Genomic DNA, 26300 nt, shown 5'->3' with positions numbered 1-26300 from the left:
AGACCACTTCTATCAGGGGCTTTACGCATGTCGATCATCGGGCTGCGACATGCTGGGGGCGGCCAGGTACTACACAGGGCGACGAGCAGTTACTGACAACAGCTCAATGTCTTGGGCAGCTCAGCGTACTCTTCGGGTGCTGCTCTGCCCGGTAAATCTCCTTGAGCGCCTCTTCAGCAGATCGCCGGCCTGTCCTCGGTGTCGCTTGAGAGACAAGGGGGTAACCGGCCAGCCAGGCTGTGCGGCTTGCCCATCGTGGATTTTACTAGATGAGCAGTCGTTCCATTCGAGCGCGTGAATCCCAAGGTAGTCCAGTATCCCCAGGCCGAAATCCAGACCCACCGCACGTCGCGGCGATGGCGAGATGTGGCGCACGGCAGGGGAACATCTGACGGTAAACTCATTTCGCCCTCTTGGAAGGTTGAGCCCCATTCCACCAAGGCTGCTTCGAGTAGCAACATGCCTTTCAAACGATGTGTAGGTCTCCCTAGGCTGTTTACAGGGAGACCTACACGGCGTTCGCATGATCCCAGCAGGGCGCCCCTAAATCAGTCTACATCGAGAAGATCGATAGCTTCGGGTAGCGCCAGAATTGCTCGCCTTCGCTCCGGATTCTCTTCCAGCTCGGCACACCCGAGAATCAAGGAGGTGACTTCACGCCGCCCCTCTCCCGATAGATCGCGGAAAAGAGCAGCAGCAGGTTCGAGAATGTCCGTGGCGATATCTGGGTCGATGTCGTCGTCGTCTGTCAAGTCGATCGAGACGACAACGCTCACGAATGCGCTCGCCAGGATCTTGTTGACGTCCATCAGGGTACAACCCTCATTTGAATATTGGTGATCAGAAAGTCACCGAGAACCTTCCTGGCCCGCGCGGCCTCGGCCGCTGTTGGAACCTCCTACCGACCTGTGTAACCGTTCTGCTCAAGCGCTAGAGATTGATTCCTAGCCTGCCGGTATGTCTTGTTGAAGGTTGTGACGCTCAGTTTTCGATCGATCATCACACCGTTGACCTGGTCAAGCCCATCGAATTTGATCTGAGACAGAGTCGTCCCGCTAGCCTTATAGTACTGTAGCGTCGGAGCCCCGCCGCCCCTGGAACCCCCTGCACCTGCATCATAAGCTCGCGCCGCCGAGCTCATATTTGCGTTCTCGTTGACCCAATGAATGTCGCCGTCGCAGTTGTGGACGAGGAGCGGGGCGGTGTCTGCAATGACGTGGTAGGTGTGGGTGTCGGCGATGGTGAAGTTGTGGACGCGTTGTTTGGCGGTCGACACCCTGATCGCGGCGAGCTGGACGTGTGTGCCGACGCTGGTGCGCAGCCGCATGTCATCGAGAAGCCATCCGCCCTCCTCCGCAGTTGGGACACCGGCGACTTCGCCAGGGCGCTAAAAGTGATCACTCGCTCGGCAGCCCCGAGCCCAGCCTCATCGTAATTGTGGATGAGGGCCGGGGCGACTGCGTATGGGACGTCCAGGCCTCATCGTCGGTCGTGCGAGAATTCGCCAGAGCACGTTACCTTTTTCTTCCCTGAAAGCATTCAAGTAGCTAGATCTTTGTTAGGAAGGACGTCGCCCCCGAACCGAATTTATACCAACTCTTCTGCCGATTTCGTCTGCAATGCGAGCGGTAATGGATCGACGACTGACGGCCTATCTTAGTCACACCAGCACTTTCGAAAGATTGGAATGGCTGGCTACCCTCTGGACCTCGTCCCCGAAGCATAGAACAACACAAGGCTTCTATATCCATACTCAAATTGGGGAAGCCCTTGTCAAATAGGCTTTGACATGGGCTTCTACTAGCCTTTGCAGTACCTTTTTGCAGCCTCAGATCAACATGGCTGCCCCGCGTAGGTTGTGACCTCTCCGATACATGGCGGGAAACAACCTAAAGGAGGCTGCCCCAGTCGATGTCCGGATCCTCTACGGCTCCCGTTATAGGTGGCCGGTCGAGACGTTGCCCATTCACGTGACCGGCAACCCAGCCAACACACTGAGGCCTGTCTCCCGAATACGCCCGACAGAATCCCTCTACTGCCTCCTGAACTTGGGAAGCCGGTATGGCGCTAGCGGGGTCATGAAAGAGCGGATATCCGGGATCCGACACAATGCGCGGGTCGAAATCGACCGGCTCGGGGTTGTCGGACACCCAGACGGAATCATATACACCTCCCGCTTTAGGGAACTGCTCGTCGACGAACCAGATCAGAGCCCCGTAGCCATAGCGCCGATTCAGCGCCACGTGAAGGTTACTCGCCACCGCCGGCTCTGCGTCAGTGATCCGCCGGTCAGCGAGATAGAACCATGCGTCATCTCCTGGAAAGTAGGAGCCCACCCCCTCTTCCTCCCCTCGCAGGCTCGCCATGGCTGCGGCGATAAGCCGTGACGTTTCGCCCGGACTCTCACCGTAGTGCCACTCACCTTGGAAAAGTACGCTCAGAAACATGGAATCCCACTACCTTTGATCACCCAGGCCCCGCCCTGCCATGGAGCGTGACGCTCTGTGTGATACCTGCCGTACCTTTGAACCAGACTGTCATGCTCGAACCTTGGGGAAGGATAGCCCCAACGGCCATTGAGCACGAGTGCCTTCCTCTGCATGGGCCGAATGGTTGATCACAACGTCCGCTGACGTCAGGCCGAGCTGCCGCATACGCCAAGCAAGCTTGGTCTCCACATGGGTGATCGATGGATGCGGCCCACTCCGCGGATTCGCTATGTCTCGCGAATCTATTGTCATCCGAAAATGAGGCGGAGCCGCTCCTGAACGGCGCTCCAACTCTGCTAGCTCCCGCATCGGTGACATTCACGACTTGTCCGACTGTAGGGTCATGCGCCCCGCGCGCCGGAAGCCCATCGGCGATACCCTCAATATCGCAGTTGTGGACGAGGACTGGGGTGGTGCCTGCCAGGACGTGGTAGGTGTGGGTGTCGGCGATGGTGAAGTTGTGGACGCGTTGCTAGGTGGTCGATGTCCCGATTTCGGTGATCTGGACGTAGGTGCCAGCGCTGGTGCGCAGCCACATTCCGGTTTTGAGCTGGTCGGCGTTAAGCCATGCGCGTTCGCCCTGCACCCAGATGGGGTGGCCGTCGGTGGCGACCAGTTCGCCGGTGGCGGTGCCCCTGTCCCCGTCGGTGTCGATGGTGAGAGTGATGAGGTTCTTTTCGCCCTCGCCGGCGATCTGGCGGACGACGGGCTTGGTTGCGGTCTGGCCGGTTTCGGGGTCGGTGACCATCACCCTTTCCCCAAGATCGACCTTTTCGATCGGCTTGGCGGTACCATTCGCCAGAAGTATCGGCGTGCCGACGGCGAAGCTGTTCGCGCAACTGCTGCGCTTCGCGCGGTCGCCACCGTTCGTGCCGCGGGATTTGGGGTCGGGGGCCTTGGGTTTGGTCTTGGCCTTGGCCTTGGCGGCCATGGCCTTGGCTTTCGCGGCGGCTTCGGCGACGAGTTTTTTGGCCAGGGCGTCGGCGGCGGCCTTGGCGGCGGCGCGTTTGGTGGCGGCCTCGCGGGCGGCTTTGGCGGCTGCCGTGGCGGCCTCGGGAGCCGTTGGGGCCATGGGATGCGAAATTCGCATGGCCGAGCCGGCGGTACGTGATGCGATCGGTTACTAGGCCACGTAGATGACCGACCCGCTCGCCGTCACGCCCGTGGTGGGCAGGAGGTGGCGCTGCCGTTCCCAGTGCGACTCTACGGAGTCCAGGTATCGGATGTGGGTGACCACTGTGGGCTTCGCCTCGTAGACGGCCGTGTGGTGTTCGACAACCCCTGCTGGAGCCGCTGAGCCCAACCTACGCCGTCTATCCCTTCTGGGACGACCTGGAGCCGCACGCACAGTATTCGGCTACACCCGCGTGACCGGTCCCCAGCCGTACATGGCGGGCAGAACGCTCGCCGACGGGGGCGGGTGTGCGGTTGCCCTCCCCGAGGGTCGCCTTTCAGCAACACATCTGGAAGGGCTTGACGTGGTTACGTGATGCTCCATTCACCTAGTTGAGCGTTGCGCGGTATGCCGAGCGGATTGGTCGAGGCCCGCTGCGCTCACGAGCTTGTCTGTCCGCGAGCAGCGAAGGTCGTATCTGCTCGGCTTCGTATTGACGAGCGTGTGCCTTCACACCTGTTGGAGCTGCGCACCGATCCGTTCACTTTCCTGCACCGAGCGCTCCTTGAGCGTGGAAACCAGTTCCGGATCGACGGGGTGCGATGCGAGAAGAGAAAGATCCTCGAGTTGCATTCGCGCCTCCGCGGCGGCGAACGCATACGTATCACCGCACGCGTCGTCCACGAATCCCGCACAGTCGTAGCAGCGGGCCGCGCACTCTAGGATGGATGCGCAATCGCCGCTGGAGACGTACTGAATCGCGTACCACAGCGCCACAACGGCGTCTTCTGAGAAGGCGAGGGCTCCCTCCGCCTCCTCATCCGCATGTATTTCCTCGAAGTCGTTCGCCTGCTCCCACCGGCCAGGGGAGGCCCAGCGTGTGAAAGGCGCGCTCCAGAGGTCGCTCAGCAGCGTCTCTAACGCTTCCAGGTCTTCGGAGCGCCCGTGAGTGGCAAGTGCCTGAGCAGCCGACACCCTCCTCTGGACACATGATGCCGCGAAGACGATCAGCGCCCCTGCGTCGAGATCGGCTAGTCGATCCGCCAAACCCGCGCGGCTGAAGGTCACCACCTGAACAACCTCATTCCAGTCCCGCGGCCTGGGAATGTTCCTCCGAACAGCGTCGCTCCTGAACTCCCCAGACCACTACCACAGCGGAAGCATACGTTTCGAGAAGCCCCTCCGGCTATGGGAGTCCATCCCCGAGCCTGTATGAAGGCCAGTGCGTTCAACTCGGCGTGAAAACGGAACCCCAGCGAGGGAGCGATATGGTCACCCGCTGCCTCTACCATATCCTTCTGCTGCCGACTCAGCCCTCGACCGCCGGCAGATACGAGTTCACCAGTTTTCCATCGTCGTCAACTGCTGATACGACAGCCGTCGTCCGCCTTCTCTGCGCGGAAGCTGTCCAAGAGCGAGGGCACCAACCGGGTCGTCAAGCTCGAAGCCCGCTGCGCCTACAGCTTCCGCAACCCGGCTAACCAACGCCTCCGGTCACGCTGCGCAACCACACGAGGGAGCCGAAACCGTGCCATTCCCGCTTAACTTCCGAGAGCCGTCAAACCTGGTCCTGCCAAATCTCAAGCTCACGCGGAACCTTATCGGCAAGAATGCCCATAATCGGCGCTCGACCTATCGACTCTAGCCATACATCAAAGAGCTTTTCATCCCCTGGAAACCACCACTCAGAGTAGCTGCCGACGGCCTTTAGATCGTCAACCAGCGGGAGCCTAAGCTCAAATTGCACTTGAATATAGGCGTCATGTTCCCCAGCAGGGCCGACAAGCTCGAGCTGGCGAGCCAAGCTCAGCACAAAGGTCGGCTCGGAGAACCAGCCTACCTTTCCATACTGAAGGAGATAACCGTCCACATCAGGTAGATTCGGCACATCGAACTCGATCTCTGAAAAGCGGCGCACCAGGGCGATCAGCCCGGAAGGATGAAAGTCGGCCAGGGGGGCCTCGCCGAGGAGCGCCGTGGCGAGGTCCAGAGCCGACTCAACCGGCCACTTGTGGGACATGGGCACCTTTCGCTATACCCTGAGCCAGGAAGGTCCCCGCCCGCCAAGCCCTCAAGCCTGGCAGGCGGGCGCTGTTCGACTTAGGGCCAGTATCCGCCCTGTAGCTGCTTCCTGACGTGACCTATTATGTCAAAAGCCTCTTGCTGGGTACGTGCCTCACCCATAAGATCGTTTACATAGTCGTAGTAGTCATTTGTGTGGATTCTTGAGTGTACCGAGGCACCTGTCGGATTGGGTGATCTGCTACTAAGGGGCAGCCACCCACCATTCTCCGCATCATTGACGCCAGTGCCGAACTTGCCCAGTACGGTCTTTATAGAGACCGCCTTCAGCAAGTTCCCAACCATGATGTGGTGCGGACTGTGAGGCGTGCTCGGCTCTGGCGAGCCAGCATTGAGCCTGCCCATAATTGCGGCAGCCTCGCCGCATATTACCCAGCGAGGCTGCCCTGCTTTCCACAGGGGCCCCCAGTAAGGGCCATCAGCGGCGTTTCACACGCATCGAGAGCGCGCCCGGCCTTTACATCTGGCGCATGCCCATACTGTGAAACGCAGCTTTATAGTCTTGACCCAGGCGGGCCTCTCCGAAGAGAGATCTCGCCGCTACGCAGTGACTCTGCCATCACAGGGCCGACCCTCTCGATACCCCATTCGACTTCATAACCGACTGCCCACGAGCGGACCCATCCGAATAGCCGGTTCACCATTACGATGAATTCATTCGACCATCTAGAGTCGCCGGATTCCGGGAGTGACGTAGCGGGCAGATAATAGAACCGGCCGGGATGGAGGAAGCCACTATCTATTTTCGGAATCCACCACTCGACGACTGGATTCGCATGGGCGGTCAGAATCCACTCGCCGCGTGCTGCGATGCAGATCGGCCGAAGGTCGCCGGCCTGCGAGCGAAGGCAGATCACTCTATGCGATCCGCCCTCTTTCACGTCCGCCACCTGAAATCCATTTGGATCGCCCGCCCGGTCCTGCAGTACGAGTGCAGCCAATTCGTCCTGCACGTATGCGTATACTGCCGGAAGGTCATCCGGATGAAGATATATCTTGCGCTGCCTACCTCGCATCAGATTACCTGGTTCCGTACGGGTGAAACACGATGGCGACCCCGTCCGAGAGCACACTCCAGATGTCCGACATGGCCTCCGTCTCACGCATTACTGGTATCCCGCCCCGTGTCTGCAGCCCAACCTGGTGGATGGAAACGAGTCTACCGTCATCATCATATGCGGCAACGTCGGCTGCGCGTATGGATTTGAACCCGCCGGGAGTGGGGAACGACGCCTCCTGCTCGGTTTAAAACCCTAATCCCGCAGATCTTGCTCTACCTGAGCAATGACCGCCTGATGGCGCGGTCCCCCATTACGCCCATGAGGATTCGGTGGAATGCGCGGGTTACCGCCATCCGCGCAGGTGCATTTCGTCGAGTGCGTCTTGCCGTTCGTGACTGCCGTCCCGCCACAGTTGTGGACGAGGACTGGAGTGGCCCCTGCCAACACGTAGTACGTATGAGTGTCGGCGATGGTGAAGTTGTGGACGCGTTGTTTGGCGGTCGACGCCCTGATCGTGGTGATCTGGACGTAGGTGCCGACGCTGGTGCGCAGCCACATGCCGGGCTTGAGCTGGTCGGCCTTGAGCCACTTGTGTTCGCTCTGCACCCAGGTGGGGTGACCATCGGTGGCGACCAGGTCGCTGGTGGCGGTGCCCTTCTCCCCGTCGATGTCGACCGTGATCGGACGAGGTTCCTGCCGACATCGCGTACTCTCCGCATGCAGTGCTCGAGCTTCGAAAGTGGGAGCATCGACGAGCGACTTGCGTACAGGAGCGCGAGGCAGCAGAACAGCTCGTTGCCATCGAGCGGTCACCTGAACTTGCACTCGCGGCGCCACAGCATGCGGTGATCGAGCCGGTGCCGCCGAACAGTACGGCACCTACTTCATAGAGCCGCCCCCAGCTCCAAGCCTTCCTGAGAGAATGACCGGGTGATCGAGCCCCAGAGCATTGAGCTGACCGACTTCCTGGTTACCTGGCACGGCGCCCCCAGCATAAGCGCGGCGCCTCTTCCGGCCTCCTGCGATTGGCTCCCAGAGCCGCTCAAAGATTGGCATATCCTATCCAAGCAATGGGATAGGGAGCTCACGCACACAACATGGATGGTCTGGCCAGAGGACATTCGCATCGGTGATGACGGCAAGGCCGTCTTTATGATGGATACAACGGCCGACTGGTGCTGGTGCATCGACCCAAATGACCCGGACGCCGTTTTCGATGCCGAGCAGTACGACCCCTTGAAGAGAAATCCGGAGCAGCTCACGGTATTTCTGATCCACAATACCGTAAGAGAAGCCCTCCACGGCACCTCGCCCAGAATGTGGGCCTTCGATATTTCCAGCGAAATATTGAGTGAAATCCTCTCCCCAATGGAAGAGATCGCGTTCGGTGCCTGGAACTGGCCGGAGCCAGGCTACCGGACCTTCACAGATGGCGCCATGCTCGCGGAGATCGCGAGGCCTGACTCCGGATCAGGCTGGTTTGTGGCCGTAGCCGCATCACAAGTTGAAACCCTATCCCGCCTGACAGAAATATCCGAAGCCCATTGGCGAACACATAAAAACGAGATGATGCTTCGACTGATCGGCAAGTCGGGCCCGCAGGACGCAGGCCCGACTGCTTCGTGATTATCAGTTTGCGTTACCGATATAGGGGTCGGACCGGAATACAGTGCCGTCCAGCCGCCTGAAACCCCGCAGCCTTGGCTTCCAGGAGGTGCCCGTACCTTGGCGGATATCCAGAGCGAGTTCTCCCGCACTCCTGGATCAGCTCATATATCAGCGTAGTATTACTCTGCGGACGGCAGCAAGGCGCTCTCGACCAGCAACTCTGTCCGTTTCTCTGAGCTGCGAGAGAGCCTGCGAGCCGGATTCGTCTAGAGCAGGCCATGGAGCAGAACGCACCTGTGAGTCGGCCTCCTGGGAAAAGAAGTCAGCCGTCGGCAGATTCTGGTCCAACTGTCCCATCGCGGTCAGACATGAGTGTGCGCATCGGAGTGCTTCCTCGGCGCCCGCACCCGCTCGGTAGAGAGCCGCGTAACGCAGCACAAGCACCGAGTAGAAGGAGAAGATCTCCGCGGTTTTGGTGGCCGGCTCCTCTGACGGCTCAAGCTCCTGAAAGCCCTCCAGAGATGCCGCATGTTTCCGAAACGCTCTCGCAGGAATCTGCGAATCCCAAAGATCCGTCATGAGCTGGACGACGAGATCGAGGTCGTCGTTCCGCGCAGGGTCGCCCTCGCGCAGGCCGGTGAAGATCTGCACCATCCTCTCTGCACAGCCGGCCACGAAGGTTGAAACCTGGGGCCGCGACTGTCCGCGAATGGCCAGTGCAACCTTTTCACTCACTACCACTCAAAACTCCTCTGCCGGGTTGTGGACACACCGCTCCCGGGATATATGGGGCCCATCATCTTACCGCCGGTCCCCCGGATGAGCGGCGCGCATACACGCCGACACACATTGCGCGATGAGCCTCCCGCAATGGGTGTCCAACCCATCTTGTTGATGAAGAGAAGGGCGTTCTGTTCTGCATGAGTGTCTAGGATGTTGTCTGCGACGACCTCGTGCCTACCGACGGCGGACATTTGAGCAGGCGTCAGACCCGATCCGTTGCCGGCTACGACGTCGACCGGGCCATATGGAGTATCCGCCCTGACTACAGATATTGTACTTACTCTGTCGCGAATGTACTGATCCGGCTCGGCCGCGTGGATTTCGGCGGCCCGATCGGAGAGATCGCAGTTGTGGACGAGGAGCGGGGTGGTGCCTGCGAGGGCGTAGTAGGTGTGGGTGTCGGCGATGGTGAAGTTGTGGACGCGTTGTTTGGCGGTCGAGGTCTTGATCGCGGTGATCTGGACGTACGTGCCGGCGCTGGTGCGGAGCCACATGCCGGGTTTGAGCTGGTCGGCCTTGAGCCACTTGTGTTCGCTCTGGACCCAGATGGGGTGGCCGTCGGTGGCGATCAGGTCGCTGGTGGCGGTGCCCTGCTCGCCGTCGGTGTCCACCGTGATGCGGACCAGGTTCTTCTTGCCCTCGCCCTCGATCAGGCGGACGACCGGTTTGGCCGATGTTTCGCCGGTTTCGGGGTCGGTGGCGAGGACCTGTTCGCCGAGGGTGACGTCTTCGATGGGCTTGGCCGTGCCGTTGGCGAGGAGGACGAGGGTGCCGGTGGCGAAGCTGTTGGGGCAGGTGTCGGCCTTGGTGCCGCGGGACTTGGGGTCGGGGGCCTTGGGTTTGGTCTTGGCCTTGGCCTTGGCGGCCATGGCCTTGGCTTTCGCGGCGGCTTCGGCGACGAGTTTCTTGGCGAGGGCGTCGGCGGCGGCCTTGGCGGCGGCGCGTTTGGTGGCGGCCTCGCGGGCGGCTTTGGCGGCGGCGGCCTTGGCGGCCTCGGCTGCCTTCTGGGCTCCTCGGAGGATGGCCCTCGCCCACTTGATCTGCTGGAAGTAGGTGATGACGGCCTTGCCGGCCTTCCAGATGGCCTCGATGATCTTCGGGGCCTTGAAGATCTTGCCCCAGGGCAGCGCGCCGACGATCATCGATACGCACGCGCCGAGGTCGCCCTTGAGGCAGCTCAGGACGTCGTTGACCCCCAGGATCTCCATCAGGATCTGGCCGCCCGCCTCAAGGACCACGTCCAGCAGGCTCTTGTTCTGGAGCTGCTGGGCCTTGGCCACGTCCTCCGGGCTGGGGCCGGGGTCGGCCTCCTGGCCGGGGGCGGTGTCGCCGTTGGTGGTGGGGCCGTTGTCGTCGCGCATGCCGGTGGGGTCGGTGAACACCAGCGGGTTGTTGGAGGCGTAGGTGTAGGACGAGGTGGCACTGTTGCCGGTGGGCATCGGGTCGACGCTGGTGAAGCGGCCGGTGCCCGGGTTGTAGTTGCGATCGCGTAAGTAGTAATTGCCGTTGCCGGTGGTGTCGTCCTGGTAGGCGCCGGTGTACTTGAGGGGGTTGTCCGGTGCCGCCTCCGCTGACTTGGTGGTTTCGGGGGCTCCGGGTTTGCCGGCTGTGGCCGGGGTGAGGGTGGTGCCGGTGCGGGGGTTGCCGAAGGGGTCGTAGTCGTAACCGGCCTCGACCTCGCCGGTCGGAGAGAGCATGTTGGCGACGCCGCCCAGCCAGTCGTGGGTGTAGGCGTGCGCGCCCCCGCCGGTCAGCAACGCCAGCGGCTCGTCATCCGGGCCGTAGGTGAAGCCACGGCTCTCCACGACCGCGCCGGAGGCGTTGGTGGTGGTGTCCAGCGCGATCTGCGGCAGGGTTCCGTTGACGTCCCAGGCCCAGCGCTGGGTACCGGCCGCCGCGACGCTGGTCTGGGTCCCCGCCCCCGTCGTGGTGGCCACGGTGGTGGCGGCGGACAGGCGCAGGCCGGTGGCGTCGTAGGTGAAGCTGGTGGTGTTGTTGCCGACCTTGGCGGTGGCCAGGGTGTTGTCCAGGTTGTAGGTGAACCTGTCCGAGCCCGCCATGATCTGGTTGCCGTTGACGTCGTAGGTGTAGTTCTTGGAGATCGTGCTGCCGGGCTTGGCGACGCTCTCGCGTAAGAGCTGGTCGGCGACGTCGTAGGTGTAGGTGGTGGTGTCGTTTCCGGCCGTCCCGGTGCGCTTCTGTGACAGGCGGTTGCCCATCAGGTCGTACGTGTAGTCGATCCGCCCGGCCATCTGCGAGCCGGTGGCGCATGAGGTGGCCGAGTAGCAGGCCGAGGTGACCCGGTCCACGCTGTCGTAGGCGTAGGACACGTTCTCGGTACGGTCGCCGCGCCGGGTGACGACCTTGGTGGGGTTGCCGACCTGGTCGAGGGTCAGGTCGAAGGCCGAGACCGGGTCGGCGTCGCCGTTGGCGGTGGCGATGGAGGTCAGGCGGCCGGACTCGTCGTAGGCGCGTTTTTCGGTCAGGCCGCCGGTGGGCAGCGTGGTGGAGGTACGGCGGCCCGACACGTCGTACCCGAACGTCCACTCGGACGTGCCTCCGGCGACCCCGCCCGCGACGCTCTGCGCGGTGAGCCGGCTGTCGGCGTCGTACTCGGCGGAGATCTTCGTGCCGTCCGGGTATGTACGCGAGGTGATGTTGCCGCGCTCGTCGCAGGCGTAGCGGAAGGTCTGGTCCGCCAGCCCGGCGGTCTTGCGAGTGACGGTCTTGATCTGGTCTTCATCGTCGTACCCGACCTCACGTACGCCGGTCGGGTCGCCGTAGGCGGTGACGCGGTCCTTGGCGTCATAACCGAAGGTGTGGACCGGGCCCTGCGAGCCGAGGGTGGTCTTGGTGCGGCGGCTCAGGATGTCATAGGTGCTGGTGACCGTACGCCTGGCGCGCTCCTCCGGCGGCAGCCACTCCGGGCCGTTGATGGTGATCGCGGTGAGCGGGTTGCTCTCGGCGTCGTAGGTGACCTCGACCCGCCGCGACAGCGGATCGGCCTTGGTGATCAGCCGCCCGGCGTCGTCGTACGTCATCCGGGTGTAGCGGCCCAGCGGGTCGCGGACCGATTCCAGCAGGCCGTCAATGCTGTAGGTGTAGACGGTGGACCGCGCCTCCGGGTCGTACGGGCTGTACGGCGTCTCCGGGGTGTGCACCGTGCGGAGCTGGTCGTCCTCGCTGAACGTCTGGTGCGTGGTGTGGTTCTTCGGGTCGGTGATCGCGACCACCCGGCCGGACGCGTCGTACGTCGCCGTCGTGATGTTGCCCAGCGGGTCGATGACCTTGGTCTGCTGACCGGCCCGGTCGTACTCGTACCGGGTGGTGTACTTGCCCGGGTCGGCGCCCTCGACGTTGCCGCGGGGCTCGGTCACCGCGACCAGCAGCCCGTCGTCGTCGTACTTCCAGGTGGTGACGCCCCCGACCGCGTTGGCCTCCTTGATCGGGTTGCCCGCCGGGTCGTACACGGTCTTGGTGGTCTTGCCGGCCGCGTCGGTGACCTCGGTCTGCCGCCCGGCGTCGTCGTACGCCATCCGGGTGGTGCGGCCGAGGTTGTCGGTGGTGTTGGTGACCTGGCCGTTGTTGTCCCGGCCGAACGTCGATTCCTTGTTCAGCTCGTCTATCTTGCTGGACGTGCGGTCCAGCGGGTCGGCCTTGATGTCCCGGTCGGTGAACCCGCCGCCGGGGTAGGGGTGGCGGGTCCGGATCGGGTTGTCGTTGGCGTCGTAGAAGTAGGTCGTGGTGAAGTCGGCCTTGTCCGCGCCCGGCTCGTTGCCGCGTGGCGAGGTGACCGTCTTCAGCAGGCCCTTGGCGTTGTAGGTGTAGGAGGTGACGATCGGCGCGCGGGTGCGCAGCAACACCTGGGATGTGGCGTCCCGGCCGGCGTCGGTGTAGGTGTGGACCGACGTCCGCCGCTCGTCATCGACCTTGGAAAGCAGGCCATTGGCGTAATAGGTGTAGTTCGTGGTCTGGCCCAGCGGGGTCTGGCTGCGCACCAGGCGGCCGGTCTCGTCGAAACCGCTGCGCCAGGCGTTGTTCTTGCCGGGCTGCTGTGTGCCGGTCAGCCGGTCCTGGGCGTCGTAGGCGTACCGGGTGGTGTACGCCGCGCGGTCACCGCCGGGCACCGTGCCGCGCGGGTCGATCGACGCGACGCGCCGTCCGGTGAGGTCGTACGCGACCTCCGCGCGCCGCCCCTCCGGGGAGACGGAGGCGTTGATCAGGCCCGCGTTCGGGCCGCCCTGCGGCAGGTACTCGAAGCGGGTGACCTTGCCGCGCTGGTCGGTGGTGGAGGTCCGCAGGCCGCGCGAGTCGTACTCGTGCGTGATGTCGTGGCCCTCGGGGTCCACGCTGCGGACCAGCTCGTTGTACTCGTTGTAGGTGTCCTTCCACACCTTGCCGTTGGCGTCGGTGTGCTGAGTCGGGTTGTTGCGCTCGTCGAACGTGGTCTTCTCGGAGTAGCCCAGCGGCCGGGGCGCGTTGGTCTGGATCCGGTTGCCGTTGGCGTCGAAGATCGCTTCGTGCTGATGCTGCTTGCCGTTGACCACCAGGTCCCGGTTCAGGTCCCTGTCATAGCGGTGGTTGTCGGAGTCGCCGGTGCCGCGCTGGGAGTAGACCAGCGTGTTGCCCCGGTACCCGTCCCAGACCACCACGCCGTCGGCGTCGGTGGTCTTGGCCTCGTGCTTGGCCGCGTCCCACGTGAAGGTGGTGGCCTTGCCCAGGCCGTCGCGCTGCTCGGTGATCCGGCCGTCCTCGCTGTAGGCGTTGGTGACGATGGCGACCCGGTGCGGGTCGATCACCTGATGCAGCAGCCCGTTGGCATGGTAGGTGTACTTCCAGGTGAAGCCGCGGGCGTCCAGCACCGAGGTGAGCAGGTTGCCGGTGTAGAAGTAGTTGACGTTGCGGCCGTCGGGCAGCCGGATCTCCCGGATCAGCCCGCCCTCGACGCGCACCTCCACCTTCCGCCCGGAGGCGTCAGTGATGATCACGCCCAGGCCCGCATAGGCCAGCGTCACCCCGACGTCGCGGGCGTTGCGCACCGAGGTCAGCCGGCCTGCGGCGTCGAAGCCGTACCGGACCTGGCGCGGCGTGGTGAGCGTCCACCCGTCGCCGGTCTTGCGCAGGTTGGACCGCACGCCGGCGGGGCGCTTGTACTTCCCGTCGGCCAGCGGCGTGTACCGGGCCTGCGCGCCGTCCTCGGCCCGTACGACGGCCACGCCGCCCTCGCCCTCGGTGACCCGCATGTCGTAGGACCAGGCCCAGCCCAGTCCGTACAGGCTCGCCCCCCGGTTCATCGAGCTGTACGTCCGGGAGGTGGCGAACTGCGGCCCGAACGACGCCATCGCGAAGTCGGTCTCGGTGCGCACGTACGCGCCGGTGCCGGTGTTCACCCCGAGCCCCCGGGACGCCTGCCCGGCCGAGGTGAGCGCCAGAGCGTTGCCGCAGCCGCAGCCCATGGCCTGCTCGTTGGGGACCGGCGGCGGGTCGATCGTCTGGCGGGGGGACGGAGATGTCGGACGGCGGCGAGACGACCTCCCGGCCGTCGTCGTAGACCGCCGCGACCGTGACGAAGTACTCCTTACCGGTCGTCAGCGTCCACCCGTCGGCGGATCCGAACGACCGGCAGAACTCCCCGGCCCCGCCGCAGGACAGCGTGGTGGCGGTCAGGTCCTCGCGGGTGACCAGCGTGGACGCCTGCTCGGTCTGCGAGCCGGACTCGTACAGCCGCATCCGCGCGCCCGTCCAGGCCGGATCGAGCCGGCCGGAGCCGAAGTACAGCACCAGCGAGGTGTCACCCAGCACGAACCCGGGGCGCAGCGACAGACCGGTGAAGCCGTCCTCCACTCTGGCGGCGGGCGGGCCGGTCGTCGCGGGGCGGCCCTTGAGCCGCGCGGACGCGGCGGCGGCGGCCTTGGCGGTGGCGGCGTCCGCGCGCTCGGCCAGGGCGGCGAACTTCCGTTCGCCCAGCTCGACGGGCTCGCCGCCGGCCTTGGCCCCCGAGGGCACGACCGGGGGACGCTTGGCGGGGTCAACGGCGGTGTCCGGCCGGACCTCCGCCGGCATCGGACGGGCCGCTGGAGCGCCGCCCTGCCGTACCTGGGGCACGGGCGGCGCGGCCCGCGCGAGGGCGGCGTCCGCGGGCGCGAAGAACGGCGTCAGCAGCGTCAACACACATAAGGGAATCGAAATTCGGGCACGTTTGATACGACGTCCGGCGACCAATGGTCAAACCTCCAGGGAGGGTGGAATGGTGATTGACGTCCAGTCGCGTACAAACGTGTAGGGAATCAGCCGTCGCCCTATGTGGCAACCCGTAATCTGCCAAGCGACCCTCCGTCACCCCTTATGCGCGCATGGGAAGGTGCGGAGAAATAATGGCGTCGCGTGCGGCTCTAACGTATGCTCGGCAGGCGGTCCCGGTCAGCGGTGCCGCCGGCCAGGGAACACAGGGGGTTCATACGAAATAGCCGTCGCCGGATCAATTCGGCAGGATGGTCCGCAAGGTACCGGGGACGGTGGGGCGCGGGGCCCATTCACGGGGATAACCGAGGGAGACCTCTTCGAAACGCACGCCGTCGTGCCAGGTGGTGCGCGGAATGTGCAGGTGGCCATAAACGACGGTGGCCGCCTGGAAACGCAGGTGCCAATCGGCGGTGCCGGTCGTGCCGCACCACAGCGCGAACTCCGGATAACGCAGAATGCGCGTCGGCTCGCGTACCAGCGGATAGTGGTTGACCAGCACGGTCGGCAGGCCGTCCGGGCGCTCTTCCAGCCGCCGTTCGGTCTCCTTCAGCCGGGCGGCGCACCACGCCGCGCGCGACGGATACGGGTCGGGGTGCAGCAGCATCTCGTCGCTGCACACCACGCCGGCCTCGTAGGCCCTTTCCAGGGCCGCCTCCGTGGTGTCGGCGCCTTCGGGGCGGAAGGTGTAGTCGTACAGCACGAACAGCGGCGCGATCACGGCCGGGCCGCCCGCGCCGTCCCAGATCGGGTAGGGGTCCTCCGGCGTCACCACGTCGAGCGAGCGGCAGATCTCCACCAGGTGCTCGTAGCGCGCCACGCCGCGCAGCGGCGAGCGGTCGGCAGGGTGTGTCCACAGCTCGTGGTTGCCCGGGGCCCACACGACCTTGGCGAAGCGGTCGCGGAGCAGGGTGAGCGCCCAGGTGAAGTCGTCGAGCAGCTCGGCGACGTCACCGGCGAGGAGCAGCCAGTCGTCCGGCGAGGCGGGGCGGATGCCCTCGACGACGGCCTTGTTGCGCTCGTAGCCCACGTGCAGGTCGCTGATGGCGACTAAAGACCCGTTCGGCAATGGCCGTCCTCACCAACGTCGAGACCCCCGGCACGTCCAGGCCCCATCTTACGACCCCGGCGATCAGTAAGGGGGCCCGGCGGCCACCGGAGAGGCCGCCGGGCAGGTCGCTACCGCGCCTTCGGGGGCAGGGTGCGCAGGTAGGAGGGCGGTTTGCGGACCTTGGTGGCCTGCTCGAAGGCGTACCCGAGGGAGATCAGCGCGGACTCGGAGAGCCGTCCCGCGAAGAACGTCACGCCGAGCGGCAGGACGTCCCTGGCGTATCCGCCGGGCACGGTGATCGCCGGGTAGCCGGACACCGCCGACGGCAGCGAGGTGGCCACGAAGCCGGTGAAGTCGTCGCCGCGCTTCAGGTCGGTGACCCAGGCGGCGTTGTTGGTGGGGGCGAGCACGGCGTCGAGCCGGTGTTCGCTCACCACGGAGTCGATCGCCTGCCGGGCCAGGGTGGTCGCCTTGTCGCGGAACGCGCGGTACTCGGGGTCGTTCAGGTCGCCGGTGGTCGCCTGCGCCTGCTCGAACAGTTCCTGCCCGAAGTACCGCAGCTCGGTGTCGGCGTGCCGCTTGTTGAACTCGATCAGCTCGCCCAGGTCGCGGGGGTGCCTGCCGGGCGTCGCGGCCAGGTAGGCGTTCAGGTCGTGCTTGAACTCGGTCAGCAGGGCCGGGAACTCCGCCTCGGCCACCTGGTCCAGGTGCGGCGGCTCGATGTCGTCGATCACGGTGGCGCCGCGGGCCCGCAGGGCGGCGACGGCGGCGTCCAGGGTGGCCAGTACCTCGGGCTCGTCCCCGGCGGCCGAACGCCAGACGCCGATGCGCTTGCCCGCCAGCGCGTCGCGGTCCAGGGCGGCGAGGTGGTCGCGGCCGCCGTTCTGGATGACCGAGAGCACGGCGGCGGCGTCGGTCACGTTCCTGGTGATCGGCCCCGCGGTGTCCTGCTGCGCGGAGATCGGTACCACACCCGCGCCGCTGACCAGGCCGACCGTGGGCTTGATGCCGACCACGCCGTTGATGCCCGCGGGGCAGACGACCGAGCCATCGGTCTCGGTGCCGATGGTGACCGCGGCCAGGCTCGCGGCGACGGCCACCGCCGAGCCGCTGCTGGAGCCGCACGGATTGCGGTCCAGGACGTGCGGGTTGGCGGTCTGGCCGCCGACGGCGCTCCACCCGCTGGAGGACGGGCTCGCGCGGAAGTTGGCCCACTCCGACAGGTTGGCCTTGCCGAGGATCACCGCGCCGGCCGCGCGCAGCTTCTGGACCAGCACGGCGTCCCGGGCCGGGCGGGAACCGGCCAGCGCCAGCGAACCGGCGGTGGTACGGAGCCGGCCGGCGGTGTCGATGTTGTCCTTCAGCAGGACCGGGATGCCGAGCAGGGCTCCGCGCGCACCGCCGCGCCGGGCCCGGTCGCTCCGCTCGGCCTCCTTCAGCGCGTCGGGGTTGGTCTGCACGACGGCGTTCAGCAGGGGGTCCACCGCGCGGATGCGGTCCAGGTAGAACCGGGTGAGCGCGACGGAGTCGAAGCGGCCCTTGTCCATGGCCCGCCCCATGTCCAGGACGGTGGCGCGGTCGAGGTCCAGACCGCGCAGGCGGGTGTCGGTGGGGCGGGGGCCCGGGGTCTGGGCCTGCGCCGGCGCGGCCACCGATAACCCGGTGGCCAGCGCGAGCACCGCGAGTAACCGCACGTGGTTCGTGAGATTCATGATGTCGAGCGTAGTTCGGCGTCGTTCAGGCCGGCACGGCGCAGTCGTCGTACCGGGGCGATCAGGAGCAGCGCGGACACCACGCCGATCGCCACGACCGCCGAACCCGTCATGAAGTCGCGGGGCTCGATCAGCGTGGTGACCGGCCCGGCGAGGGCCTGCCCGACCGCCATGCCGGCCACCGAGCCCGCCACCTCGTAGGCCGTGACGCGGTTGAGCACGTCCGGCGCGACCTGCGTCTGCACGCTGGTGGACCACATCACCGACCAGAACGCCCAGGCGCACCCGCCGCCGACGTGTGCCAGCATCAGCACCGGCAGCGGCGCGCCGAGCGCCACCATCAGCGGCATGGGCGCGTACCCGGCCAGGGCCATCGCGCCCGCCGCGAGCGGCCTGACCGGGCGGAACCTGAGCGCGAGCGTCCCGCCGAGCACCGTACCGAGGCCCAGCGCCGCCATCACCCACCCGTAGTCCGCGCCGATGATCTGCGACGACAGCGGCACGTACGGCCCGACGACGAGCACGCCCCAGAAGACCCAGACCAGGATCACCGACCACATCCAGGTGCGTGCGCGAAACTCCTCCCAGCCGCGCCGCAGGTCCGACAGCACCCTGCTGCTCGTCGCGCGGGGCATTGCGGGCAGCCGGACCAGCGCCAGGCACACGCCGCTGACCAGGAACGTCGCCGCGTCCAGGGTGTAGACGAAGCCCGGTCCGGTGACCGCCATGAGCACCCCGGCCAGCGCGGGCCCGGCGAGCTGGGTCACCGCGTCGGCGAACTTGAGCGTCGCGTTGGCCCGCTGCGGGTCCTTGGCGACCTGGGGAACCATGCCGTTCACGCCGGGCTGGAACATGGCCGCGGCGGCGCCCGCGAGGAAGGACATGGCCAGCAGCAGGGGCAGCGGCGGGTCGCCGGTGAAGAAGGCGACGGCCACGACGCCCTGGGTGATGACGCGGACGACGTCCGCGCCGATCATCATGGTGCGGGCCCCGATGCGGTCGGCGAAAACCCCGCCGAACAGAATGAACAGGACGAACGGGGTGGTCAGGGCGGCCAGGACATAGCCGACTCCGGCTATGCCGTAGAGGTGCCCGACGGCGAGGGCGGAGGCGACCGGCATGAGGGCGTCACCGAGAAGCGAGATCGCCCGTGCGCCGAAGTAGAAGGTGAAGTTCCTGGTCCACAGCGATGTCACGCGCTCAATCTTGGACATCTCCGTCGATGGTGACAGGTGTCCCAGATGACATCATCAGGTACATTCGCGCCATGACCCACCGCGTAGTGGCACTCGTCGGGCCGAACCAGGAGCTGTACCCGGTCACCTCCGCCGCCGCGGTCTTCGGCTACCACGGCCCGGACATCCCGCAGCACTACGACTTCCGGCTCTGCACGGAGCACCCCGGCACCCTCACCACCACGCTGGGCGTTCCCATGCAGGTGGAACACGGGCTCGCGGCCCTCGCCGACGCCGACACCGCGATCATCGCGAGCTGGTCGGTCAAGCCGACGCCGGCCGTACTGGACGCCGTGCGCGATGTCCACGCCCGGGGCGGGCGCATCGTCGCGGTGTGCGCGGGCATCTTCGTGCCCGCCACCCTGGGGCTGCTCGACGGCCGCCGCGCCTCCGTGCACTGGGAGCTGTCGGCCGAGGTCGCCGCCGGCTTCCCGGGCATCCACCTGGACGACACGGTCATCTACATCGACCACGGCGACGTCGCCACCGCGGGCGCCTCCGCCGCGACCATCGACCTGTGCCTGCACCAGGTGCTGCGGGAGTTCGGGGCCGCGCACGCCATGCGGATCGGCCGCCAGCTCGCCGCCGGGCCGCACCGGGAGGGCTGCCAGCGGCAGTACCCGCCGCTGCCCACCACCGGCCCCATGCCCGCCTCGCTGGCCCCGCTGCTGGAATGGCTGCTCGCCAACCTCTCCGCGCCCATCACCGTGGAGGACATGGCCGCCAGGAGCGGCATGTCCGTGCGTACGCTGACCCGGCAGTTCGCCGAACAGCTCGGCGTCCCGCCGGCCCGCTGGCTGCTCGAACGCCGCCTGGCCGCCACCCGCGCCCTGCTGGAGGAGTCCGACCTGCCGGTGGAGACCATCGCCCGGCGGGTCGGACTGTCCTCCGCGGTCAACCTCCGCCGTCGTTTCCGCACCGCGCTGCACACCACGCCCGCGTCCTACCGGCGCTCGTTCCGCTGAGCCGTACGGCGGGGCGGGTCAGGCGAGCCTCGGTACGAGCCGCAGGGCGTTGCCGGCGTAGACCTGCCGCAGGACCTCGGCGGGCAGGTGCAGGCCGGAGATCGTCCAGCGGCCCATCTGCGGCGGGTCGTCCAGCGAGTGGGCGAACGCCTCGTCGTCGGTCTCCATGAACCGGAAGTGGACGCGGTAGACCGCGCGGTGGGGCGGGATCTCGTCGGTGCCGAACAGCACGCGGTCCGGATGGCGCAGCATCAGCGCGCGGGCCGTGCGCGGCTGGCGGCCCAGCTCGGCGATCCGGGCGGCGATGTCGATGTGGAAGTTGGGGTAGGCGTCCAGCAGGCGGCCGGCGAAGGCCAGGTTCTCGGGCCAGCAGCCCGCGTGGACGCCGATCACGGTGGTCGCCGGGTGCTTGGCGATCATCGCCTCCATCGCGTCCATCAGCCGCTGGAAGGGCGGGAACTCGGGGCCGGAGAAGTTCCAGTCGGGGCGGGCGGTGAGCTGTTCGAGCCGTTCGTTGCGCTCGTCGGCGGGCTCGAAGAACGCCACCGGGTCGGCGGTGTGCAGCGCGATGGGCACGCCGCACTCCCCCACCGCGGCCCACAGCGGGTCCAGCCGCGGGTCGTCCAGCATCAGCAGCTCGCCGCGGTCGTCGCGCACCCGCAGGCCGACGTCCTTCCAGACCTTCAACCCGGCCGCGCCCTCGGCCACCGAACGCCGAAGCTGGGCGGCCAGCCTCTCGCCGAAGCCGGGCTCGGCGGCCAGCGACCAGTCCACGTGGCAGAACGTGGCGAACCTGCCGGGGTGGGCGGCGTCGTAGCGCTCGATGTTCTCGGCCAGTTCCCGGCCCCAGCGGCCGTCGAGGTTGACCATGCCGCGCAGGTTCAGTTCGTCCATCATGCCGATCAGGGCGGGGACGTCCTTGACCATCCAGCCGCCGTCCTCGGTGAGCCAGCGGCCGAGGTGGATGTGGGCGTCCACGGCGGGCAGGGCGGCCCGCTCGACCTCATGGGCGGGGACCTTGAGCTGCGATATCGGGCGATAGGCGGAAAGCGGCGGATCGTACGGCATGCTCATCCCTTGATCCCGAAGGCAATATTCCATCATACAGAATGGCATTCCGAATTGCTGTGTCAAGAGGGCGGAGCGTCTTCCGCACCGTGCCGAGGGGGCGGCGAGCACGGTGGTACGGTGGCGTGCGGTACCCGCCGGGCGACGCCTTTGACAGCGGATCAGGCCCTTCCCAGCCCGGCGCGGCGTACGGTCGCACGCCCTGGACGGCGGCGGCATCCCACTGAGCGGTGGCATCCACCCGCACGACGTATGGGGACAACTGATGAAGCGCTACGTTCTGACCGGCACGCCCGGATCGGGGAAGACCGCGATCCTGCGCCGGCTGGAGTGCGACGGCCACACCGTCATCGAGGAGGCGGCGACGGACGTCATCGCCCTGCGGCAGGCCCAGGGCGAGCCTGAGCCGTGGACGAACCCGTCCTTCACGGAGGCGATCACCGCCCTGCAGCGCCGGAGGCAGGAGCGCGCCGCGGCCCTCCCCGGCGACGTGCAGTTCTACGACCGTTCCCCCGTCTGCACGTACGCCCTGGCCGTCTATCTCGATCATCCGGTCCCCGATGCTCTGTCCCGCGAACTGGAACGGATCCAGGCCCAGCGGATCTATGAGGAGCAGGTCTTCTTCATCCAGAACCTCGGGTCCGTCACCCCGACCGCCGCGCGGCGGATCACTTTCGAGGAATCGCTGCGTTTCGAGCGGATCCATCGGGAGGCGTACGCGTCCTTCGGCTACGAATGCGTGCCCATCACCCCGGGCGCACTGCCCGACCGGACCGCAGCGATCAGGAAGCACCTCGAAACGAATTAGACCCGCGACGACGTAGTGGCCGGAAATCCTCACCCGGCAGTGGTAGGGATATCACTTTTCGGTGCACAGACCCGTCTTTGACGTAAGGTCGACGGCATGGGCACTGGGGAGGGAAACGCTTTCGCCGCCCGGGTAGGAACCGCTCTGGTCAGGGAGGTCGAGAGCGGGCGGAGGCGGGATATCGGCCTTTCGGACCTCATTGATGAGTGCGCCTCTTCCGAGGCGGACGAAGCGGAGGCCGACGCAAAGGCGCAGGAGGCCGGAGCGGCCGTTCTCAGGGCTGTGGAACTATGCGGGGACCCGGCGTCGCTCGACCCTCTCGATGAGACCGAGAGAGGGCGGGATCTGGTTCTTTTCGCGTTTCTGCTGGCCTATCTGCTGGAGAACGAGGCCCACGGGCTCGCGCCGCGCCCCTTGGAGGGGTACGCCGAGCTGGTCGTGCGCAGCTCGGAGCCACACCTCGCGGCGATGGTGTGGCTCATGGTCTCGCAGGTTCTCGGCCGCCTCGGCACACGGGAGATCAGCGACGCCGCCGAGGCTCGGGTCCGGTCCTGGCTGGGGGAACGAGGGCCGGAGTTCCGGGATGCCTTCCTCCGCGAGACCCGGGGCGTGGCCTCGGCGGTCGGTGGAGCGCTCCACGACGAGGCCGAGAACCGGACGGGACGCTATTCCGATCTCCGCTCCCTCATCGAGGAGGCTCCCGAGCAGGACATCACCGACACGCCCGTCCCGGAGCAGGAGCTTCACCTGCGCGGGCTCGGCCACACGGCCCTGCGCGCGGCCTCCCTCTGCGAGCGGGCCACCGAGGTCGACGCGCTCTCCCCGGAGGAACGCGACAATGGACTCACGGCGTTCATCTCCCTCCTCCACTTCGTGGTCGAGAACAAGATCTGGCACCTCGCGCCGCAGCCCCTGACGTCCTATCCGATCCTCTGCGCGCTGTTCGAGGATCCGGTCGCGCGAGCGCACGCCGTGGGCTGCGCGGCGTCCATCACCAGGGAGAGCGGCCGCATCCAGGACTCGCTCGACCTCCTGCTGACCCTCGAACCCGACCTTCCGAAGATCCTTCCCGAGCAGGTCGTGACGTACCGCCTGCACGGCGCGAACACCCTGCGCGACCTGCGCCGTCTCGACGAGGCGGCCGACTGGTACGCCCAGGCCGAGCGGGAGGCGGAAAGGCTCGATCCGGAGACGAGGGCCACCGTCCTCGCCGACGTCGCGCACCAGAGCCACCGCATGTCCCACCACTCCGGCCGCCCCGAAGGGCACCCCGGCCAGGGTTCGGAGTACGACCCGAACCCCTTCCTCCCAGGATCGATCTTCAACGATCCCGACCGGTGGAGACGTCAGCCCTGGCAGTTGCTGACGCTCGCCCAGAACGCCAGGCACGGCAACGATCCGATCACCGCGTACGAAGCGCTGGCCCACCTGGTCGACGTGGCCGCCCCGGCCGACCACGACCTGCTCGCCACGGCGCACCACGAGGTCGCCGAGCTGGCCCACACGATCGGGGCGTCGGCCCGGGTGATCCGCTGGCACGGCTTCCTCTGCCTGTGCGCCACCGTGCTCAGCGGCAACCACCGCGAACTGGGCGGCAGACTGTCGCGCCAGGCCACCCGGCTGGCCTCGCTGGACGATCACCTGTCGGCCTTCACGCTGGCCGGCTGGGCGAGGGGCGCCGACCACGTCCCGCTCTACACGGCCGGGATCCAGGCCGACATCGGGTACGTACTGCTGCGCAACGGCACCCTTGAGGCCGCCAGGGACAGATTCGCGACATCCCTGGCGTCCGTTCCCGGTGACGGGCTCGTCCAGGCGCAGAAGGTCATGGTCGAGACGCTGCTCGGCCTGCCCCTCTCCGAGGGCGACGGGCCGCGCCGGCGCCTGTCGCCCACCGGGGAGACGGGGGCGGCGCGCTGGCACGCGGCGGCCGAACTCCTCTCGGTTCCGGCCGAAGGGCTCGGGACCTGGGTCGATCTTCTCCTGTACTCCAAAGGGCCGGTCACGCGGTGGTCGCCCGACCTCCAGGCCCTGTTGGAGTCGTTTCAGCGGCTGCCCGGAGGAGACGACGGGCCGAACATCTTCGGCAACACGCCCATCGACAACGTCAAGAGCCAGGTGTTCAAGATTCTCCACACCGAAGGGCTGCTGGCGCTGCTCGACCGGTATTGGAGCGTCCCGCGATGGGCCGGTGCGGCCTGGGCGCTGGCGGGCGGCGGTTCTTCCGAGGCACGACGCGACGTGGGGCTCGACCTCATGGTGACCGCGCCGGCGAAGGAACGGGCCTCGGCTCTGGTCGCCGAGGCGGGTCCGCAGGTCACCGAGGCCGAACGCCTGGGGATAGCCGCGCACGTCGACCGGTTGCTGGCACTCACCTTCCTGCCCGGTCCGGCGGCCGAGGCGTTCGGGGACGACCATGCCGCCGCCGCTGAACGCCGTTGGGCGGCGGAGTTCGTCGCGGCCCATGGGGGCGGGCTCGCGTTCCGGATCCGGAACGTCGACGACCCCGACGGGGCGGGGGCGCGAGTCGACGAACGCCAAAGCCGATACTGGAACGCGTTCGGCAGGCTGCCGGTGCGGCTCCAGGAGGCCATCGTCAAGATCGGGGAGCTGCGGCAGACGGCGGCCGAGGCAGGTCCGGTGCGCGATTTCCGCTCGATCGAGACCGCCTCGCTGGAACGTCTCGCGCCCGAGGACGCCCGGGCCGTCCGGGAGGTGTTCGCGTTGCGGGCCAGGGCCGAGGACGTACTGCCCGCGCACACCGACCGGCTGCGCGAGGAGATCGGCGGCTGGTTCGCCCGCCCCGGACCGGCCGCGCTCGACCTGGTCCAGGGCACGACGGCGGCGCACGTGATCGTCTGCCGGTCCGAGTCCGCACGGGACGTCACGGTGGCGGACATCGCGATCCGACGGGCCGAGGCGCAGGGCGCGGCCGGCGCGCTCCGGGTGGTTCCGGCGGTTCCGGAGGCGGCGGAACGCCTGGCCACGGCCCTCCGGGAGACGGTGGGCGCGGCGGAGGAGGTGTCGCTGCGGCTGCGCGAGCCGTGGGAGCAGGTGCCGGTCGAGAACCTTCCCGACGCCACCGGACGTTCGCTGGCGCAGGACCATGTGGTGGTACGGCGGCACGGCCGGCGTCCCCGCTTCGGGTTGGCGACGCTGCCCTTTTCCGGCCGGGTCGAGGTGCTCGGCGACCCGATGGGCCCGGAGGGCCCGCTCAGCCTCCCCGGAGCCCTGGCGGAGGCCCGGGCCGTCGCGGCCCTGTTCGGCACGGTCCCGGTGGTCCAGGAGCAGGTCACCTGGGAACGTCTGCGCTACAGCGCCCGCACCGCCGACCTCCTGTGGCTGTCGACCCACTGCAAACCCGTCCCCGAGCTCGGCGAAGCGGCCGCCCTGCGCCTCCACGACCGCTGGGTGCTGCCCTCAGAACTGGCCGCCCTGGACGTCAACCCGGGCCTGGTCGTGATGCTGACGATCTGCGCGGGCGGCCGGGCCGTTCCCCTGGGCCGGGTCAGCGAGCCCCCGACCGCCACCGCCTTCCTCCGCGCCGGAGCCGACCTCGTGATCTCCCCGCTCCGTCCGATCCACGACAGGACCTGGTCCCCCCTGATCGTGGACGCCCTGACCCGTACCCTGAACACCGACCCCACCCCCTCCACCCTGGTCCGGGCCCTGAACGCCGCCACCCCCGCCACCGAACCCTCCGCCCCCTGGATCATGCACGCCTGACGGTCTTTCACCTCTCCCCTCGGAGCTCCCTTGCGCCTGGAAATCGAGAACAGCGGCCTGACCCCCGAGGACCTGGCGTCCTTGGGCGACTTCACCCACTCCCAGCGTCCGACCGGAGAGCGGGGCCCCACGATCGACCTCCTGGTCGGCATCTCCGCCAACCTGGCCAGCGGCGCCATCTCCGCCGCCGCCACCACCCTCTGGCTCGCCTGGCGCCACCGCCGCCGGCAATCCCTCCGCGACGCGGAGTCCGCCACGGTCCACGTGGAACTCGAAACCCCCACCACCACCCAGGCCATGATCATCCACTTCCACACCGACGGCACCGAAGCCGCCCATACCCTGGCCGCCACCACACCCCCCGACACCCACACCATCCGCATCACCTTCCCGGCCCCCTGACCACACTGTGGGGACT

The 26300-nt window shown here is 66.9% G+C and carries 21 protein-coding genes; 6 read left to right on the top strand and 15 right to left on the bottom strand.

Annotated elements, in window-relative coordinates; genetic code table 11:
* Positions 1–548: 548 nt before the first annotated feature.
* From DP939_RS09355 to DP939_RS09310, 9 genes are all read right to left on the bottom strand, one after another.
* A complete protein-coding gene (locus DP939_RS09355) occupies positions 549–809 on the bottom strand; it encodes a hypothetical protein (protein WP_113980234.1) in 261 nt (86 codons plus the stop codon).
* Positions 810–898: 89 nt separating this feature from the next.
* Positions 899–1327 (bottom strand): hypothetical protein, encoded by a 429-nt coding sequence (locus DP939_RS09350; RefSeq protein ID WP_113980233.1) that lies wholly within the window; start codon positions 1325–1327, stop codon positions 899–901.
* A 562-nt stretch (positions 1328–1889) separates the two neighbouring features.
* On the bottom strand, positions 1890–2366 hold the full coding sequence (locus DP939_RS49280; protein WP_158578520.1) for an Imm1 family immunity protein: 477 nt from the start codon (positions 2364–2366) through the stop codon (positions 1890–1892).
* Positions 2367–2466: 100 nt separating this feature from the next.
* Positions 2467–2811 (bottom strand): DddA-like double-stranded DNA deaminase toxin, encoded by a 345-nt coding sequence (locus tag DP939_RS49275; RefSeq protein ID WP_404828582.1) that lies wholly within the window; start codon positions 2809–2811, stop codon positions 2467–2469.
* A 150-nt stretch (positions 2812–2961) separates the two neighbouring features.
* Entirely contained in the window at positions 2962–3579 is a 618-nt protein-coding gene (locus DP939_RS09330; RefSeq protein ID WP_147267934.1) for a Hint domain-containing protein, read from the bottom strand.
* 534 nt (positions 3580–4113) lie between these two features.
* Positions 4114–4674 (bottom strand): hypothetical protein, encoded by a 561-nt coding sequence (locus DP939_RS09325; RefSeq protein WP_113980228.1) that lies wholly within the window; start codon positions 4672–4674, stop codon positions 4114–4116.
* 487 nt (positions 4675–5161) lie between these two features.
* Entirely contained in the window at positions 5162–5623 is a 462-nt protein-coding gene (locus DP939_RS09320) for a hypothetical protein (protein ID WP_113980227.1), read from the bottom strand.
* A gap of 80 nt (positions 5624–5703) precedes the next feature.
* Positions 5704–6030, bottom strand: a complete 327-nt coding sequence (locus tag DP939_RS49270; RefSeq protein ID WP_113980226.1) for an AHH domain-containing protein — start codon at positions 6028–6030, stop codon at positions 5704–5706.
* Between the two features lie 908 nt (positions 6031–6938).
* Positions 6939–7511 (bottom strand): polymorphic toxin-type HINT domain-containing protein, encoded by a 573-nt coding sequence (locus DP939_RS09310; protein WP_199565059.1) that lies wholly within the window; start codon positions 7509–7511, stop codon positions 6939–6941.
* A gap of 105 nt (positions 7512–7616) precedes the next feature.
* Here DP939_RS09310 and DP939_RS09305 point away from each other — a divergent pair, with 105 nt between their 5' ends.
* Positions 7617–8312 (top strand): hypothetical protein, encoded by a 696-nt coding sequence (locus DP939_RS09305; protein ID WP_113980224.1) that lies wholly within the window; start codon positions 7617–7619, stop codon positions 8310–8312.
* Positions 8313–8462: 150 nt separating this feature from the next.
* On the opposite strand, the gene DP939_RS09300 is transcribed toward DP939_RS09305, so the two are convergent.
* Together DP939_RS09300 and DP939_RS09295 are read right to left on the bottom strand one after the other, a co-directional pair.
* Complete coding sequence (locus DP939_RS09300) at positions 8463–9035, bottom strand: hypothetical protein (protein ID WP_147267933.1); 573 nt, start codon at positions 9033–9035, stop codon at positions 8463–8465.
* Positions 9029–14533: an RHS repeat-associated core domain-containing protein gene (locus tag DP939_RS09295; protein WP_113980222.1), complete on the bottom strand. Its 5505-nt coding sequence runs from the start codon at positions 14531–14533 to the stop codon at positions 9029–9031. The genes DP939_RS09300 and DP939_RS09295 overlap by 7 nt, the downstream gene beginning before the upstream one ends.
* 107 nt (positions 14534–14640) lie before the next feature.
* On the opposite strand from DP939_RS09295, the gene DP939_RS45370 reads away from it, so the two are divergent.
* Positions 14641–15360, top strand: coding sequence for a hypothetical protein (locus tag DP939_RS45370; protein ID WP_147267932.1), 720 nt, complete (start codon positions 14641–14643; stop codon positions 15358–15360).
* A gap of 195 nt (positions 15361–15555) precedes the next feature.
* On the opposite strand, the gene DP939_RS09290 is transcribed toward DP939_RS45370, so the two are convergent.
* The 3 genes from DP939_RS09290 to DP939_RS09280 form a co-directional block, all read right to left on the bottom strand.
* On the bottom strand, positions 15556–16386 hold the full coding sequence (locus DP939_RS09290) for a metallophosphoesterase family protein (RefSeq protein WP_113980221.1): 831 nt from the start codon (positions 16384–16386) through the stop codon (positions 15556–15558).
* 110 nt (positions 16387–16496) lie between these two features.
* On the bottom strand, positions 16497–18080 hold the full coding sequence (locus DP939_RS09285; RefSeq protein WP_113980220.1) for an amidase: 1584 nt from the start codon (positions 18078–18080) through the stop codon (positions 16497–16499).
* Complete coding sequence (locus DP939_RS09280; RefSeq protein WP_225878125.1) at positions 18077–19294, bottom strand: MFS transporter; 1218 nt, start codon at positions 19292–19294, stop codon at positions 18077–18079. The genes DP939_RS09285 and DP939_RS09280 overlap by 4 nt, the downstream gene beginning before the upstream one ends.
* A 53-nt stretch (positions 19295–19347) precedes the next feature.
* Here DP939_RS09280 and DP939_RS09275 point away from each other — a divergent pair, with 53 nt between their 5' ends.
* Entirely contained in the window at positions 19348–20280 is a 933-nt protein-coding gene (locus tag DP939_RS09275; protein WP_113980219.1) for a GlxA family transcriptional regulator, read from the top strand.
* A gap of 18 nt (positions 20281–20298) precedes the next feature.
* Here DP939_RS09275 and DP939_RS09270 read toward each other — a convergent pair whose 3' ends face one another.
* Positions 20299–21354 (bottom strand): amidohydrolase family protein, encoded by a 1056-nt coding sequence (locus tag DP939_RS09270; RefSeq protein WP_199565058.1) that lies wholly within the window; start codon positions 21352–21354, stop codon positions 20299–20301.
* Positions 21355–21613: 259 nt separating this feature from the next.
* Between DP939_RS09270 and DP939_RS09265 the strand changes: the two genes are divergently transcribed.
* The 3 genes from DP939_RS09265 to DP939_RS09255 all read left to right on the top strand — a co-directional run bounded on the left by DP939_RS09265 (position 21614) and on the right by DP939_RS09255 (position 26284).
* The gene (locus DP939_RS09265) at positions 21614–22156 is read left to right on the top strand and encodes an AAA family ATPase (RefSeq protein ID WP_113980218.1); all 543 of its coding nucleotides are present in this window, start codon (positions 21614–21616) and stop codon (positions 22154–22156) included.
* Positions 22157–22438: 282 nt separating this feature from the next.
* Entirely contained in the window at positions 22439–25882 is a 3444-nt protein-coding gene (locus tag DP939_RS09260; protein WP_113980217.1) for a CHAT domain-containing protein, read from the top strand.
* 30 nt (positions 25883–25912) lie between these two features.
* The gene (locus DP939_RS09255) at positions 25913–26284 is read left to right on the top strand and encodes a hypothetical protein (RefSeq protein ID WP_113980216.1); all 372 of its coding nucleotides are present in this window, start codon (positions 25913–25915) and stop codon (positions 26282–26284) included.
* The last annotated feature ends 16 nt before the right edge of the window (positions 26285–26300 follow it).

Source organism: Spongiactinospora rosea, from assembly GCF_003315795.1.
Classification (GTDB): Bacteria; Actinomycetota; Actinomycetes; order Streptosporangiales; family Streptosporangiaceae; genus Spongiactinospora; species Spongiactinospora rosea.
Note: the sequence above shows the minus strand (reverse complement) of the source record. Positions and strands in the feature narration are given on the sequence as shown.

Coding starts and splice junctions, on each gene's coding strand:
- DP939_RS09355 (WP_113980234.1), bottom strand. CDS start 809: ATGGACGTCAACAAGATCCTGGCGAGCGCATTCGTGAGCGTTGTCGTC.
- DP939_RS09350 (WP_113980233.1), bottom strand. CDS start 1,327: ATGCGGCTGCGCACCAGCGTCGGCACACACGTCCAGCTCGCCGCGATC.
- DP939_RS49280 (WP_158578520.1), bottom strand. CDS start 2,366: ATGGCGAGCCTGCGAGGGGAGGAAGAGGGGGTGGGCTCCTACTTTCCA.
- DP939_RS09330 (WP_147267934.1), bottom strand. CDS start 3,579: ATGCGAATTTCGCATCCCATGGCCCCAACGGCTCCCGAGGCCGCCACG.
- DP939_RS09320 (WP_113980227.1), bottom strand. CDS start 5,623: ATGTCCCACAAGTGGCCGGTTGAGTCGGCTCTGGACCTCGCCACGGCG.
- DP939_RS49270 (WP_113980226.1), bottom strand. CDS start 6,030: ATGGGCAGGCTCAATGCTGGCTCGCCAGAGCCGAGCACGCCTCACAGT.
- DP939_RS09295 (WP_113980222.1), bottom strand. CDS start 14,533: ATGGGCTGCGGCTGCGGCAACGCTCTGGCGCTCACCTCGGCCGGGCAG.
- DP939_RS09285 (WP_113980220.1), bottom strand. CDS start 18,080: ATGAATCTCACGAACCACGTGCGGTTACTCGCGGTGCTCGCGCTGGCC.
- DP939_RS09280 (WP_225878125.1), bottom strand. CDS start 19,294: ATGTCCAAGATTGAGCGCGTGACATCGCTGTGGACCAGGAACTTCACC.
- DP939_RS09275 (WP_113980219.1), top strand. CDS start 19,348: ATGACCCACCGCGTAGTGGCACTCGTCGGGCCGAACCAGGAGCTGTAC.
- DP939_RS09270 (WP_199565058.1), bottom strand. CDS start 21,354: ATGAGCATGCCGTACGATCCGCCGCTTTCCGCCTATCGCCCGATATCG.
- DP939_RS09265 (WP_113980218.1), top strand. CDS start 21,614: ATGAAGCGCTACGTTCTGACCGGCACGCCCGGATCGGGGAAGACCGCG.